At 63.0% G+C, this 14,769-nt stretch carries 10 protein-coding genes and 2 pseudogenes; 7 read left to right on the top strand and 5 right to left on the bottom strand.

Going from position 1 to position 14,769, the window contains the following annotated elements; all coding sequences use genetic code 11:
• Positions 1–12 precede the first annotated feature (12 nt).
• The 4 genes from BGP00_RS09865 to BGP00_RS09880 are packed head-to-tail and all read right to left on the bottom strand — an operon-like array spanning position 13 to position 5,034.
• Positions 13–1,116, bottom strand: coding sequence for an LLM class flavin-dependent oxidoreductase (locus tag BGP00_RS09865; protein ID WP_292690780.1), 1,104 nt, complete (start codon positions 1,114–1,116; stop codon positions 13–15).
• The gene (locus BGP00_RS09870; protein ID WP_292690782.1) at positions 1,113–2,027 is read right to left on the bottom strand and encodes an aldo/keto reductase; all 915 of its coding nucleotides are present in this window, start codon (positions 2,025–2,027) and stop codon (positions 1,113–1,115) included. Before BGP00_RS09870 ends, BGP00_RS09865 begins: the two co-directional genes overlap by 4 nt.
• A complete protein-coding gene (locus tag BGP00_RS09875) occupies positions 2,024–3,037 on the bottom strand; it encodes a LacI family DNA-binding transcriptional regulator (protein ID WP_292690784.1) in 1,014 nt (337 codons plus the stop codon). Before BGP00_RS09875 ends, BGP00_RS09870 begins: the two co-directional genes overlap by 4 nt.
• The gene (locus tag BGP00_RS09880) at positions 3,034–5,034 is read right to left on the bottom strand and encodes an alpha-glucosidase (protein ID WP_292690786.1); all 2,001 of its coding nucleotides are present in this window, start codon (positions 5,032–5,034) and stop codon (positions 3,034–3,036) included. The genes BGP00_RS09875 and BGP00_RS09880 overlap by 4 nt, the downstream gene beginning before the upstream one ends.
• Before the next feature lie 183 nt (positions 5,035–5,217).
• Between BGP00_RS09880 and BGP00_RS09885 the strand changes: the two genes are divergently transcribed.
• The gene (locus BGP00_RS09885) at positions 5,218–7,539 is read left to right on the top strand and encodes a TonB-dependent receptor (protein WP_292690787.1); all 2,322 of its coding nucleotides are present in this window, start codon (positions 5,218–5,220) and stop codon (positions 7,537–7,539) included.
• Between the two features lie 73 nt (positions 7,540–7,612).
• Here BGP00_RS09885 and BGP00_RS09890 read toward each other — a convergent pair whose 3' ends face one another.
• The gene (locus BGP00_RS09890) at positions 7,613–8,830 is read right to left on the bottom strand and encodes an MFS transporter (protein WP_292690789.1); all 1,218 of its coding nucleotides are present in this window, start codon (positions 8,828–8,830) and stop codon (positions 7,613–7,615) included.
• 152 nt (positions 8,831–8,982) lie between these two features.
• On the opposite strand from BGP00_RS09890, the gene BGP00_RS09895 reads away from it, so the two are divergent.
• The 6 genes and pseudogenes from BGP00_RS09895 to BGP00_RS09920 form a co-directional block, all read left to right on the top strand.
• Positions 8,983–10,071, top strand: a complete 1,089-nt coding sequence (locus tag BGP00_RS09895; RefSeq protein WP_292690791.1) for a putative sulfate exporter family transporter — start codon at positions 8,983–8,985, stop codon at positions 10,069–10,071.
• Positions 10,072–10,084: 13 nt separating this feature from the next.
• Entirely contained in the window at positions 10,085–11,581 is a 1,497-nt protein-coding gene (locus BGP00_RS09900; RefSeq protein ID WP_292690793.1) for a glycerol-3-phosphate dehydrogenase, read from the top strand.
• Between the two features lie 2 nt (positions 11,582–11,583).
• Positions 11,584–12,147, top strand: a complete 564-nt coding sequence (locus tag BGP00_RS09905) for an NADPH-dependent FMN reductase (RefSeq protein WP_292690795.1) — start codon at positions 11,584–11,586, stop codon at positions 12,145–12,147.
• Complete coding sequence (locus tag BGP00_RS09910; protein WP_168601756.1) at positions 12,144–12,758, top strand: 3,4-dihydroxy-2-butanone-4-phosphate synthase; 615 nt, start codon at positions 12,144–12,146, stop codon at positions 12,756–12,758. Before BGP00_RS09905 ends, BGP00_RS09910 begins: the two co-directional genes overlap by 4 nt.
• Positions 12,759–12,952: 194 nt before the next feature.
• Positions 12,953–14,474 (top strand): annotated as a pseudogene (gene istA / locus BGP00_RS09915) (IS21 family transposase).
• Positions 14,475–14,506: 32 nt separating this feature from the next.
• Positions 14,507–14,707 (top strand): annotated as a pseudogene (locus BGP00_RS09920) (ATP-binding protein); the annotation flags it as partial.
• Positions 14,708–14,769: the final 62 nt, after the last annotated feature.

The raw sequence follows: 14,769 nt of genomic DNA on the forward strand, positions 1-14,769 counted from the left end.
CTCTTGTCGGTTTCAGATATTCAGCGGACCATGCTTGATATGCGGCAGGACATGGCGGGCGAACAGGTCGGCTTCCTGCGCATGGGGATAGCCGGACAGGATGAAGGCCTCGATCCCCTCGGCCTGATAGGCGCGCAGTTTGGAGAGCACCTGATCCGGCGTACCGATAATCGCCGCGCCGCAGCCCGAGCGCGCGCGCCCAATGCCGGTCCACAGATGATCTTCGACATAGCCGTCATTGCCCGCCGCCTGCCGCAATTCGGCTTGACGCTGGACCCCGAAATTCTTGGCGTCGAGCGATTGTTCGCGGATGGCGCGGCCTGCCTCGTCGTCCAGCTTGGACAAAAGGCGGGTGGCATAGGCGCGGGCCTCATCCTCGGTTTCGCGCACTATGACATGGGCGCGATAGCCGAATTTCAGGCTGCGGCCGAAGCGGGCAGCGCGGGCTTTCATGTCGGCGATGGTTTCGCGCACCTTGTCCATCGTGTCGGGCCACATCAGATAGACATCGCAGCCCTCGGCCGCGCATTCGCGGGCCTCATGGCTCAGACCGCCGAAGTAGAAGGCAGGGGCCTTGCCCGAAATCGTGGTGATGCGCGGTGGGTCGAGCTTGAGCTTGTAGAACTCGCCCTCATGATCGAGCGATTGCCCGTTGAGCAGCGTACGCACGATCTTCATCACTTCGGTCGCGCGGGCATAGCGAGGGCCAGAGGCCATCTGTTCACCCGGCATGTCCGAGGAAATGATGTTCACATTGAGCCGCCCGCCGGTGCCGTCGGCATTGGGGCCAAGGATGCGATCAAGCGTGGCGATGCGGCGCGCCAGTTGCGGCGGCCAGTCCTCGCCAATGCGCGTGGCCCAGAGCAGCTTGATCCGGCGCACCTGCGTCGCCACGGCGGCGGCAAAGGCGGTGGTGTCCAGCCCCAGGCTGTAGCCCGAGGGGAGCAGGATATTGTCGAACCCGCCCTCTTCGGCGCGCATCACGATGTTGCGGCAATGCTCCCAACTGGATTTCAGATAGGGGTCATGCACGCCCAGAAATTCATAGTCATCGTCACACAGGGCCGAAAACCATGCGATTTCGCACTGTTGACCCTTGGGTTGTTCTTCGCTCATGGCAGCCTCTCTCCTCGTGCGGCGACCAGCACGCCGTACCATTCTTCCCGGCTCCACTGGACCGAGAGGGCGGCGGCCCCTTCGGCGATACGGGCTGGGTTTTGTGAACCGATGATGGGGATAATCCCGGCGGGGTGGGCCATCAGCCAACTGTAGGCCGCCACGGTGCGCGACACGCCCCGGTTCGCCGCAACATCATCAAGCGCCGCGGCCACGGCCAGATCGCGCGCGGTTTCGGGCGTGGCCAGACGGCCCCCACCCAGGGGCGACCACGCCAGCGGCGTCAGGCCCAGCATCATCGCCTGATCCATCTCGCCGTTTTCAAGGGCGGTGATGCGCAACGGGCTGATTTCGGGCTGAGTGACCACCAGCTTGTTGGTCAGGAAATGGTTGAGCGTGGCGACCTGCGCCTGCGTGAAATTGGACACGCCGATGCTACGGATCTTGCCGGCCACCACGGCGTCGTCCAGCACGCGGGCAACTTCGGCAGGATGGGCCAGAATGTCGGGGCGGTGGACCTGATAGAGGTCGATGGTCTCGACCTTGAGCCGCCGCAGCGAGGCATCAATGGCCGCCGAGAGATAGGCGGGCGACTGGTCATAGGGCAGGGGGGGCATGATGCCGCCCTTGGTGGCCAGCACAAAGCGATTATGCAGCCCCGGATCGGCGGCGATCACCTCGCCCAGCAGGCTTTCCGCATCGCCAAAACCGCCCTTGCCGTCAAAACCATAGATATCGGCAGTGTCGAGCAGGTTGATCCCGGCGTCCAGCGCAGCATGGACCAGCCGCCCCGCATCAGCCGCCGTGCGCCCGCCTTCGGCAAGGCGCCACATGCCCCACGCGATGGGAGCGACATTCAAACCGGACGCCCCCAGAGGGCGCTCAGCGGGGGGGAGGGGCAAAAGGCTCATGGGTTCTTCCTGAAAGGCGCCGCAACCGAGGCGCGTTCGACAAGGGTATGGGGCAGGCGGCGATGGGTGATATCGCCCCCGGCGATGAGGATTTCGGTGGCCGTGCGGGCCAGTTCGACCATCGGCTGATGAATGGTGGTCAAGGCAGGCCAGACGGTGCGCGCCAGGGTGGTATCGTCAAACCCGACCACGGAAAGCTGTTCGGGCAGCGCCATCCCTCGCCCATGCGCCATGGCCAGAACGCCTGCGGCCATATCATCATTGGCGGCAAAGATCGCGGTGGGCGGAAGGGCCATGTCCAGCAACATGCCGCCCGCCGCAAATCCGCTTTCAAAATCAAATTCGCCCGGCATCACCAGTTGCGGCTCAAAGGCGATGCCCGCCCGGTCGAGAGCGCGGCGATAACCGAACAGGCGATCATCGCTCGACATATGGTTGGGGTGGCCCTTGATGAAACCGATCCGCCGATGGCCCATGTTGATGAGATGCGTGGTCATGTCATCGGCGGCCTGCGCATCGTCCATGAACACCGAGGATGTCAGCGCATGATTGGTGCCGGGCGAAATGCGGACAAAGGGCACGTCCAGCGCGTCCAACGCCTGAAGCACGCCCACGCAATCGGTGACCGGCGAGGAGAGGATGATCCCGTCCACATGCGTTTCGCTTACCAGCCCGCGCACAGAATCGTCCACATCGGGATCAGCCACATCGACCGGCTGGGCGATCAGGCGGATGCCGTGGGCCTTGCAATAATCCCAGCATCCGCTCTGGATCTGAAACATGTAATAGGGGCTGTGGTTGTCATAGATCAGCGCGATCTGGTTCGATTTCGATCCGGTCAGGATGCGCGCGGCAATGGAGGGCCGGAATTCCAGCTCCTTCATCGCCTTCTCCACCTTTTCGCGCATGGCGGCGCTGACATAGGGATGGCCGTTCAGCACCCGGCTGACCGTTTTGACCGCCACCCCCGCCAATGCGGCCACATCGCGAATATTGGACCTCTCGCTCATTGCGTCACGATTCCCCCCATCTGGGCGAACAGATCGGCAAAAGAGCTCTCTGTCCGATAGAATACAGGAGGATGGCCGATGGGCGCGGCAATGTCATGTGTTCCCGGCGCATAATCCACGCCGGACCACACATGACGCCATGTTTGCCCGCCCGGCAGCGTCACGCGGCGACGGGTCGCGCCCTCTTCGACCACTGGGGCGACCAGCAGGTCGGCGCCATAGAGGAACTGGTCCTGAAGGGTGTAGAGCGATGCATCCTGCGGGTAATGGAGGAACAGCGGGCGCTGGGCGGGCAGGCCGGTGGCCACCGCCTCGTCGCACAGATGGCGGACATAAGGGGCCAGATGGGCATGGACCCTGCTCCACATCGCGAAATTGGCCAGCAGTTCCGGGCTTGAATCATATTGCAGATTGTCATCGGGGCGGTTGCCCTCATGGCTGCGCATGACTGGGGCAAAGGCCGCCAGTTCGCACCAGCGCTGCATCAATTCGACGCTGCGGATATTGCCATGCAGCGAGGTATAGCCGCCGCAATCGGAATGGCTGTAAGCATTGCCGACCAGCCCTGCGGACAGCGCCGCTGTGATGACCGTGCCGATGCCGTCATGGCGGGTGAAATCGACCGACTGATCCCCGGCCCAGAGCAGCGGGCAATGGCCCGAAACGCCGCTGAACCCGGCGCGCATGAAGAAGACCGCATCGCCTTGCCGGCCCCGCATGGCCAGCGCCCGGTCATTGACCTGCGCCCAAAGCACTGGCCAGAGATTATGCGCCTCCATCGCGTCCATGCCGCCCGCCAGACGCACATCGGTGGGCAGATATTCGCCGAAGTCGGCCATCCAGCCATCAATGCCAATGTCCAGCATTTCACGGCACAGGATACGCTCGGCAAACCAGGCGCAACTTTCCTCGCGGGTGAAATCGAGGACGCCGCAGTCAAATTCGCCGAAATCGACCAGATAGGGCTCGTCGCTGTCCAGCCTGCGGCAAAGATGGCCGCCGCTCAGCGCCTCCTGATAGAGCGCGCCATCCACGGCCAGATAGGGGTTGGCATAGGCGAGGAAACGGATGCCGCGCTCATTCAGCGCCTTAATCCGCGCGGGCAGATCGGGATAGCGCTTCTCGCTGCGCTGCCAGTCCCAGAACAGGCGGCGACCAAAGCTGGTCTCGCGGATGCCCGCCCAATCCTCGCACCACAGGCCGGAGACGGCGGCGCCTGCATCGATGAAGGCTTCGAGCCGCTCAAAGCTCTTTTCGCCCTGCTTCAGCCCGACAATCGCCCCGCCAATCGCCCAGTCCGGCAAGGCACGGGGGCGTCCGAAGCGAAGGGAAAGCTGGCCAACAAGTTCCTGTGGTCCATCGGCGGCGAAGAGTTCGAAACGCGCCTGATCGGCCCAGACCTCAAAGGCGGTTCGCCCCGGAACACTGGCGTCGATCACGCTGTAAACGCTGGCGTCGAGATGGAGAGCCAGCCAGCGCGAAGTGAGGATAGTCGGCTGGGGATAGTTGGTGTTCCAGTAATCACCGCCCGCCATCCCGGTCTCATCCATGACCCAGGTCAGCTCGGTGCTCTTGTCGCGGCCCACGCCGGGCTCGCTGCTCCACATGGGGAAACGGCGGCCATTGAGCGCAAGGTAGCTCATCTGCTCGCCGCCGCCCCAGATGGTTTCGCCCGGTTCGGCATGGAAATGCACCCAGAGGCGGTCGAAAGCGGGGTCGAGCGCCTGAAAAGTCAGCGCGGCCTGATCCAGATCGATGCGGACGACCGGCGCGCCATCGTGCAGCAGCAGGACCGCGCCATCATCGATCCGCCAGTCGGTCGGGGTGATGGTGTCGCAAGGCGCATCCTCGATACGGAAATTGCCACGATACATCTCAACCGACGGATTGCCACGCGCTATGACCAGCGCAGGACATTGCGAGTCGTGGCGAAGCACAGTCCGCCCGGCGAAATCCAGCTGAAAACCGTCTTTGAACGGAGAAAATTGCACCTGCATCGCTCATCCAAACGTTGGTTTTGGTCGTGGCAATCCGTCATTGGATCGATGTGACACCGCTTGACATATCGCCACGCGGCAGGCAAATCAACCACCAATCGCAGTGTCAAAAAATGCGAGAGGGAAGCCATCGCGGGAAGAGGCAAGATTGCCCAAGCCCCCGCAATTGGGGAGGATTTTATCATGAAATCAAAACTATCATCCTTGCTATGCCTGCCGCTTCTGGCCGTGGGCAGCGCGCCCGCTCTGGCGCAGCAGGCAGCAGATTCAGCTTCTGCCGGAGAAATCGTCGTCACCGCGCAGAAGCGCTCAGAGTCGCTGCACAGCGTACCGGTAGCCGTTTCGGTCCTGACCGGCGCGGCTCTGGCCGCCGCGGCCCGCCCGAGCATTGAAAGCGCGACCCAGCTTGTCCCGGCGCTCAACTTCCAGAAATCGGGCACCACGCTCAACCAGACGATCTATCTGCGCGGCGTCGGCACGGCCACTTTCTCGATCGCGGGCGAGCCTTCGGTGTCGACCGTGGTGGACGGCGTGGTCTATGCCCGCTCGGGCGAGGCGTTCAGCGATCTGGTCGACATCGCCCAGATGGAAGTGCTGCGCGGCCCGCAGGGAACGCTGTTCGGCAAAAATGCCAGCGCGGGCGTGATCAACATCACCAGCCAAATGCCCAAGAACGAATTTTCCGGCAGCATCGAGGCCAATTATTTCGAAGGCAACGAATGGCGCGTCAAGGGCGCGCTCAACGTTCCTCTGGGCAAGGATCTGGCCGCGCGTTTCACCGGCTTTGCCAGTGGTTATGACGGCAATATTCGCAATCTGGCCACCCAGTCGATGGTCAACGGCTATGACCATGTCGGCGGCCGGGCACAGTTCCTTTACAATCCCGGCACCGGGGTGAAGATCTATGTGGCGGCCGATTATCACCGCAACAATGACAATTGCTGCGCCGACATCATTGCCACCGGAGCGCTGACGGGTGCGGGCGCGCCAACGACCAGCCTCGCCTTCAATGTGTTGCCCACGCCGCTGGGCGCCAAAACCCGCTTTATCAATCAAAACCTTGTGACCAGCACCAAGGAGGACGGCTGGGGCATTTCGGGGCAGGCCGACATTGACATCGGCACCCACACGCTGACCAGCATCACCGCCTATCGCGAATGGAACAACACCGAGATCCGCGACGGCGACTGGCTGGACCGCGCCTATGTCGGGTTTAACCAGTTGCACGACACCGGTCCGCAAAAGTCCAATACTTTCAGTCAAGAACTGCGCCTGACCTCGCCTGCGGGCAACCGGCTGTCCTATGTCTTGGGCGCCTATTATTCGCGCGCGTTTTCCGAGCGCATCTTCACCCGCAATGATGAAGTCTGCACCGCCACGGCAACCGCGCCCACGGGCGTGCTGATCCCCTGCGGCAGCGCGAATGCCAATGCCTCGACCTTCCCCAGCGCGACGGCCGATTTCGGCTCGACCTTCAACAACGTGGCGGTCTTTGGTCAGGCAACGTTCAAGCTGGCCGACCATGTCCGGTTGATCGGCGGGCTGCGCTATACGCATGATAAGCTGGATGTATTCCACATCCGCCGCACCACGCTGGCCGGGCCGGGCATCAACGGCAATTTCGATCAGGGCGTCTATGACACGGGCGTGTCCAACGGCGTGCCCTTCCGCACCGGCACCTCGAAGGACAATCTCTCGGGCAAGGCGGTGGTTCAGGCCGATCTCAGCCGCGATGTGATGGCCTATGCCAGCTATGCGCGCGGCTATAAGGGCCCGGCCTATAACATCTTCTTCAACCTGACGCCCTCGGGCACCAATGTGATTGCGCCCGAAACGTCCGATGCCTTTGAAGTGGGTCTCAAGAACACGCTGTTTGGCGGGAAGCTGACGCTGAACCTCGCCGGCTTCTATGCCAAGTATCACAATTTCCAGGCGAATAACCCGGATCTGGTGGCAGGCGTGGTCGTCACCCGCTTTACCAATGCGGGCGAGGTTTCGACCAAGGGCATCGAGGCCGACATGTCCTGGCGCCTTGGCCCGGATACGACGCTGAGCGGCGGTCTGGCCTATACGGATGCGCATGTGGTGAACTTCTATGCGGCGCCCGGCGCGGCCGCCACGTCGATCATCCAGCCCGGCACACCGCTGGCCTATGCGCCCAAGTGGAAAGGTTCGCTCAGCCTCGACCATCGCGTGCGCACCGAAGGCTGGGCCGATCTGGTGTTTGGCGCATCGGGCAATTTCCAGTCGAGCCAGTTGTCGCTCTTCACGCCCAATGATGTGCAGCGCCAGTTCGGCACGATCCCGGCCTATGGTCTGGTCAATATTCAGGCCGGTCTGGCTTCGCCCACCGACAAGTGGCGGATCGTGGCGCAGGTGCGCAACCTGTTCGACCAGGCCTATGCCGCCTCGATCATCAACGGCGGGCCGGGGGGCAGCTATCGCTATCAGATCCCCCGCGACGCGATGCGCTATTTCGGAATCAGCGCCCGCTATAACTTCTGATTGAAAATCAAGGCACAAAGAGAGGGGGCGCTCCAGACCGGAGCGCCCCCTTTTTGTTGTGGGCGGGAATGGCTCAGTCGGCTTCCAACCGCGGCATCACCAGATGGATCCAGCCCAGCGCCAACAGATAGGCCCCGCCGCACAGAATAAACATCGGCGTATAGCCAAAGCCGCTGGAAAGCGACCAGCCCGCCAGTTCGATCACCCCCATGCCCGCCAGATTGCCCGCCACAGCGCCCAGCGCGATCACACTGGCCACGCGCTGGGCTGGGACAATATCGGTGCTCATGCCAAAGATATTGGTCGAAAAACCCTGATGCGCGAACAGGCCCAGCCCGATCAACAGCGCCGCCAGCCACACGTTATGCGTCAGCAAGGCCATCGGCATGGCCAGCACCACCAGCGCAAAGAACAGCATCGAACGCTTGCGCGCCGCATTGACGCTGTGCCCATTGCGGCGCAGGCGCGGAAACAGGCCGCCCGCCGTCAACGCACCCGCCGCCGCCAAAGAAAAGATGATGGCCACCGGCAGGCCCAACCGTGCCTGACTCATCCCGAAAACCCGGTTGAAGAAGTCCGGCATCCAGAACAGCACGAACCACCACACCCCGTCGGTCAGGAATTTGGCGCCGATGACCACCCAACTGCTGCGGGCGCCCAGCAATTCGCGCCAGTTCACGGGCGCACGTTCGGCCACCTCGGTCACAGGTTCGAGCGAACGCGTGCCCCACCACCATGCCGCCAACCAGACCAGACCCAGCCCACCGGTCACGAAAAAGGCGGCTTTCCAGCCAAAGGCCATGGCAAAAGGCGGTATGATCAACGGTGTCAGAATGGCGCCGATGTTGGGAGCCGTATTGATGATGCCCAACGCCTGATTTCGGCGGTCTGGCGTCAGATAAAGTGTGGCCGATTTGACGCCTGCAGGGGTGCTGACCGTCTCGCCGATGGCCAGCACGACTCGGGCGGTAACGAATTGCTGAACGTTGGCGGCAAGGGCATGGGCCATCCCCGCCAGGCTCCAGACGGTGACCGCCGCACCATAGGCGACCCGCACGCCGAGACGGTCGATAAACCAGCCCACGAATACCAGCGCACCGGCCGCAGCAAATTGAAAAGCCGAACCCAGATGCGCAAAATCGCCGTCATTCCAATGGAATGTGGCCTGAAGCGTGGGTTTGAGCAGGGCCACCACCTGCCTGTCGACATAATTGAGCGCATTGCCCGCAAACAGCAGCGCGACCAATGCCATGGTCGCGCCGGAAGAAGCCCGCTTGGCGGCAGGTTGCATGGTCCATCTCTCCCCTAATCCGAGCGCATTCGTGGCGCTTTGCTCTTGCACAGTAGCGCTTTTGGAGGATAAGGAAAGCGCGTTGTGACACCGTGGGACAGATTCTCGGTCGAGGCAGCATAAGCACAAAACATTTGGGGAAGATGCAATCTATGCCGGCACCCTCCGATGCCAAGGATAACACCCCGCTATGGGCAGGGGATCTGTTTGGCGAAACCCATTTGGCCCCCGCGCCGCCCGCTCCTCCGGCCAAATGGCGCCAGCTCATGCCCGGCGTCGCCATCAGCGCGATTGTCAGCGCGGCGGGCGCGTGGTTTTCCGACCATTATGGTATGCCGATCATCCTGATGGGGTTAATCCTCGGGCTGGCGATGCAATTTGTTTCGGCCGATCCGCGCACTTCGCCGGGGCTGGAATTCGTGGGGCGCACCTGTTTGCGCTGGGGTATCGTGCTGCTGGGTTTTCAGGTCACGCTTTCGGAAATCGGAGCGCTGGGGCTGGTGCCCTTTGTCGCGCTGCTGGTGGTGATGACGGCGGCGATCGTGGCTGCGCTGCTGGGCGCGCGGATGGCAGGGCAGGGGCTGGCGATCGGCATTCTGGCCGGGGGCGCCACGGCCATTTGCGGGGCCTCGGCGGCGCTGGCGCTTTATGGCGTGGTCGGGCGCGAAAGGGTCAGCCAGGCGCAATTTACCCTGACGCTGGTGGTCGTCTCGATTGCCAGCGCGCTGGCCATGACGATCTATCCCGAACTGGCCCGCGTGGCCCATTTCGACGCGCGTCAGGCCGGTTTCCTGACCGGCGCGGCCATTCATGATGTCGCGCAGTCGATTGGCGGCGGCTATGCCGTGTCCAATGCCGCAGGCGCGGCGGCCACGGTGGTCAAGCTCACCCGCGTCGCCCTGCTGGGGCCGCTGGTGGCGCTGGCCGCAGTGGTCATTCAGCGTTTCGATGCGCGCGGCGATGATGTTTCTCCATGGAAGGCGCTGGCACTGCCGCCCTTCATTCTGGCCTTTCTGGCGCTGGTGGTCGGCCATTCGCTGGTGGCCGTTCCCGCACTGATTTCGGCCAATGCGCTTTTGCTGTCCAAAGGGTTGCTGCTGCTGGCGGTGACGGCCACGGCGATGCGGACCCGGACGGACCTCATTCTCCAACTGGGATGGAACTCGGTGCTGCCGGTGCTGGCGGCGACGGCCACCTCGTTCCTTGTCGCTTTCGGCTTTGCCTTCTGGGTTATTCAATGAAGGGGGTGATCCCATGAAACCGGACTATGATCTGGCCATCATCGGCGGGGGCATCAACGGGGCGGGGATCGCCCGCGATGCCGCCGGGCGCGGCGCGCGCGTCCTGTTGCTCGAACAGGGCGATCTGGCGCAGGGCACGTCCTCGGCCAGCACCAAGCTGATCCATGGCGGGCTGCGCTATCTGGAACATTACGAATTCGCGCTGGTGCGTGAGGCTTTGAGCGAGCGCGAGGTTTTGTGGAGCATCGCGCCCCATATAATCTGGCCGCTGCGTTTTGTCCTGCCGCATCGGTCGGGGCTGCGTCCGCGCTGGCTGCTGCGGCTTGGCCTGTTTCTCTATGACCATATCGGCGGGCGGCGAGCGCTGCCCGCCACACAGACCATCGACCTGACCCGCAACCCCGAGGGGCAGGTGCTGAAACCCTCTTATACCAAGGGCTTCGTCTATTCCGACGGCTGGGTGGATGATGCCAGACTGGTCGTGCTCAATGCGCGCGATGCGGAGATGCGCGGCGCGGATATCCGCACGCGCTGCAAGGTCGAAGGGCTGCGCCGGGATGAGGGGTTTTGGCATATAGAAACATCGCAGGGCTCCTTCACCGCCGGAGCCGTGGTTAATGCCGCCGGTCCGGCCGTGCTGGATCTGCTGGGCCAGGCGGGGCAGGCGACGCAGCAGCAAATGCGGCTGGTGCGCGGATCGCATATCGTCGTCCCACGCCTGTTCGACCACGAGAAAGCCTATTTCTTCCAGCTTGCCGATGGCCGCATCTTTTTCGCCATCCCCTATGAAGAGGATTTCACCCTGATCGGCACGACCGACCGCGATCACACCGGGCCGCTGTCCGATGTGCGCGCCAGCGAGGAGGAGATCGCCTATCTCTGCGCCGGGGTGAATGAATATTTCCAGCGCCAGATCACACCGGATGACGTGGTCTGGACCTATTCCGGGGTCCGCCCGCTGGTTTCCGATGGTTCCGGGCGGCCGGAGGCGGCCACGCGCGGCTATCGCTTCGAGGTGGACGGGGGCGCCGATGGTGAGGGAAGTGATGCGCCTCTGCTCTCGGTTTTCGGAGGCAAGATCACCACTTACCGCCATCTGGCAGCGAGCGCGGTCGATCGTCTGGCGCCGCTGGTTCCGGCGATCACCGGCGCGCCCTGGACGCATGAGGCGGCCTTGCCGGGCGGCGATTTTCCCAAGGAAGGGCAGCAGGATCTCATCGCCGCCCTGCGCGCGCGGCGCCCCGATTTGCCGGAGCGGACGATCCGACGACTGGTGCGGTGTCATGGAACCTATGTGCTGGCGCAGGATGGGCCGGTGGGGGCCTCCGCCGCGCAGGATGGCGAGGATTTCGGCCACAGCCTTTGCGCCCGCGAGGTGGATTGGATGATGCGCGAGGAATGGGCGGTAGAAGCCGCCGACATCCTGTGGCGGCGCACCAAACTGGGGCTGCGCTTTGACGGGCACCAGACCGCGCGGCTGGAAAAATATATGGCGGAGAGGAGAGCGTGACCATGAAAGTAGTTTGCATTGGCGGCACTGTCACAAACGGCAGCACCACGGAAAGCGCCCTGTTGCTGGCCGGAAAGGCCGCACGGGAGGCGGGCGCGGATGTCAGCCATTTCGGCGGGGCCTATCTCAGTGTCCTGCCCCATTATCGCGGAGCAGGGCATCAGGCCGGGGTGGGCGCCGAACTGGTCGAAGCCGTTCGACAGGCCGACGGCATCATCATCGCCGCGCCCGGCTATCATGGAACCGTCTCAGGTTTGGTCAAGAATGCGTTGGATTATCTGGAAGATCTGGCCCGGGACGCGCGGCCCTATCTGGACGGCCGCGCCGTTGGCCTGATCGCCACGGCCTATGGCGATCAGGCGACAATGAGCACCATGATGACACTGCGTGCGATCACCCATGCGCTGCGTGGCTGGCCCACGCCGCTGGGCGCGACGGTGCGCACATCGCAAGGTTTGTTCGATGCGCAGGGGGCCTGCACCGACGCAAGGATCGCGACGCAACTGGCCACGGTGGGCGGTCAGGTCGTGATGGGCGCGCGCAGCCTTGCTGGAGCGGCGGCATGAGCGGGCTGGAACCGGCGCTGGCGGCTTTGGCCCGTGGAGAGATCATCCTGTTGACCGGGGACCGATTGCGCGGGGGCGATGTCGATCTGGTCGCGGCGGCCAGTCTGGTGCGACCCGAAACGATCAACTTTATGGCGCGTTATGCGCGGGGCCTGATCTGTCTGGCCATTACGCCGGACCGGGCGGTGCGCCTTGGGCTGACACTGCTGGATACCGGAACATTGGCGCGCACCGGGCGGCCTTTTGCGCCCTCCATCGAAGCGCGGGAAGGCATTACCACGGGCATTTCCGCCGCTGATCGGGCCATGACGATCCAGGTGGCCACGTCGGCCACAGCCAGCGCGCAGGACATTGTCTCGCCGGGCCACGTCTTTCCGCTTATCGCCAGCAGCGGCGGGGTTGCCGCGCGTCCGTCGGCAACCGAAGCGGCGGTGGAATTGTGCCGGATGGCCGGTGTCGGCGATGCGGCGGTGATTTGCGCCGTGATGAAGGATGACGGAAACACCGCACGCGCCGGGGATCTGGGACCATTTCTGATCGAGCATGGGATGGAAAGCGCCGATATTGGCGAATTGATCGATGCGAAGGATCGTGATCGCCAAAAGAGTTGAGCGGAGGTATTGCCGGGTCTGATGGGGCTTGGCCCTCGCCGGGACCCTGCGGTTCAAATTACCGATATTCTATATTATGTAAAAAGAGATCCGTATGCCCGTCGTCGAAACATCTGGCTGTTGAGTAGCGCCGAGAATTGACCCATGCTTTCCTCGCCTCCGGCTGACAGTCGGGAGGCATCGGAGTGATCGACATGGACCCACTCAGTGTGATCCGCCGCTGGCATTTATGCTGCGCATAGCCTTCGGCCCGCCAAGGCACCCCCATTCGCGAGATCAAGCGGCGCACCGGCTTGTCGCGCAACACGATCCGCAAATATCGTCGGGCCGACGCGGTTGAACCGGCGTTCAAGGTACCCGCCCGGCCAAGCAAGCTGGCCCCTTTTGCCGAGAAACTGACGGGTTGGCTGCGGGTTGAGGCAGGCAAGTCGCGCAAACAGAAGCGGACGGCCAAGCAGCTTTACGCTGATCTCGTCGTGCTGGGGTATGATGGATCTTACTGTCGCGTGGCGGCCTTTGCGCGGGACTGGAAGCGTGAGCGCCAGTATGAGCAGCAGACCAGCGGGCGCAGAACATTCGTGCCGCTGGCCTTCCAGACCGGTGAAGCCTTCCAGTTCGATTGGAGCGAGGATTACGCCGTTCTGGGCGGCAAGCCGGTCAAGTTGCAGGTAGCCCACACCAAGCTTTCGCATAGCCGCGCTTTCATCGTGCGGGCCTACCTGCTGCAGACGCACGAGATGTTGTTTGACGCCCTGACGCAGGCATACCGGGTACTGGGCGGTGTGTCGCAACGCGGGATCTTTGATAATATGAAAACAGCGGTCGACAAGATCGGCCGTGGTAAGGCACGCCAAGTCAACGCCCGGTTTGCTGCGCTGGCCAGCCATTATCTGTTCGAGACGGATTTCTGTAATCCAGCCTCGGGTTGGGAGAAGGGACAAGTCGAGAAGAACGTTCAGGATGCCCGCCGCCGCCTGTGGCAACCCATGCCCAGCTTCCCAGACCTCGCCGCCCTCAATGACTGGCTTGAGGAGCAGTGCATCGCGCAGTGGGCCGACATTCAGCACGGCGTACTACCCGGCACCATCGCCGATGTGCACGCCGAAGAGGTGGCCAGCCTAATGCCTATCGGGCGGCCCTTCGACGGCTTTGTCGAGCAGACCACGCGCGTGTCCCCCACCTGCCTGATCGCCTTCGAGCGCAACCGCTGCCAATCGGCCCGTCAGTCTGCGCGTTTACCCCGAGCGGCTTGTCATCGTCGCGGAAGGACAAGTCCTGTGCGAGCACGCGCGGATCATTGACCGGTCCCACCAAAAACCGGGACACACGATCTATGACTGGCGGCATTATCTGGCAGTCGTTCAGCGCAAACCCGGCGCATTGCGCAACGGTGCTCCCTTCCTCGAGATGCCCGAGGCATTCCGGCGATTGCAGGCCCAACTGCTCAAGCGGCTTGGCGGTGACAAGGAGATGGTCGAGATCCTCTCCCTTGTTTTGCACCATGACGAACAGGCCGTCCTGCGCGCCGTCGAACTGGCGCTTGAGGATGGGGTTGCAACCAAAACCCATGTTCTCAACGTGCTGCATCGCCTCATTGACGGCAAGGCGCCACCAGCGCCACCCATCGATGCACCGCAGGCTCTGCGCCTTGGCCAGAAGCCCAAAGCCGATGTATGTCGCTATGACACGCTGAGGGAGATGCGCCATGCGTCATGATCCCGCCAGCGCTGCCGTGGTCGTGATGCTGCAAGGCGGCCAACAAAGCGGGACAATTGGCCGATCGGCTGCTCAAGCTTGATCTCATCATATTGGATGAGTTGGGATATCTCCCGTTCAGCCCGTCAGGCGGGGCCCTGCTGTTCCACCTGCTCAGCAAACTCTACGAGCGCACCAGCGTGGTGATCACCACCAACCTGAGCTTCAGCGAGTGGGCCAGCATCTTCGGTGAGCCAAGGAATTGGGAATACCCCTGATCTTGATCGACTTATCACTCATGTGACTGTGACGTCGC

Origin of the sequence: Novosphingobium sp. 63-713 (genome assembly GCF_001898925.1) — a bacterium.
Lineage (GTDB): Bacteria > Pseudomonadota > Alphaproteobacteria > Sphingomonadales > Sphingomonadaceae > Novosphingobium.

Bases quoted from the DNA above. Each gene is read 5' to 3' on its own strand.
- BGP00_RS09865 (WP_292690780.1), bottom strand. From the start codon at position 1,116: ATGAGCGAAGAACAACCCAAGGGTCAACAGTGCGAAATCGCATGGTTT.
- BGP00_RS09870 (WP_292690782.1), bottom strand. From the start codon at position 2,027: ATGAGCCTTTTGCCCCTCCCCCCCGCTGAGCGCCCTCTGGGGGCGTCC.
- BGP00_RS09875 (WP_292690784.1), bottom strand. From the start codon at position 3,037: ATGAGCGAGAGGTCCAATATTCGCGATGTGGCCGCATTGGCGGGGGTG.
- BGP00_RS09880 (WP_292690786.1), bottom strand. From the start codon at position 5,034: ATGCAGGTGCAATTTTCTCCGTTCAAAGACGGTTTTCAGCTGGATTTC.
- BGP00_RS09885 (WP_292690787.1), top strand. From the start codon at position 5,218: ATGAAATCAAAACTATCATCCTTGCTATGCCTGCCGCTTCTGGCCGTG.
- BGP00_RS09890 (WP_292690789.1), bottom strand. From the start codon at position 8,830: ATGCAACCTGCCGCCAAGCGGGCTTCTTCCGGCGCGACCATGGCATTG.
- BGP00_RS09895 (WP_292690791.1), top strand. From the start codon at position 8,983: ATGCCGGCACCCTCCGATGCCAAGGATAACACCCCGCTATGGGCAGGG.
- BGP00_RS09900 (WP_292690793.1), top strand. From the start codon at position 10,085: ATGAAACCGGACTATGATCTGGCCATCATCGGCGGGGGCATCAACGGG.
- BGP00_RS09905 (WP_292690795.1), top strand. From the start codon at position 11,584: ATGAAAGTAGTTTGCATTGGCGGCACTGTCACAAACGGCAGCACCACG.
- BGP00_RS09910 (WP_168601756.1), top strand. From the start codon at position 12,144: ATGAGCGGGCTGGAACCGGCGCTGGCGGCTTTGGCCCGTGGAGAGATC.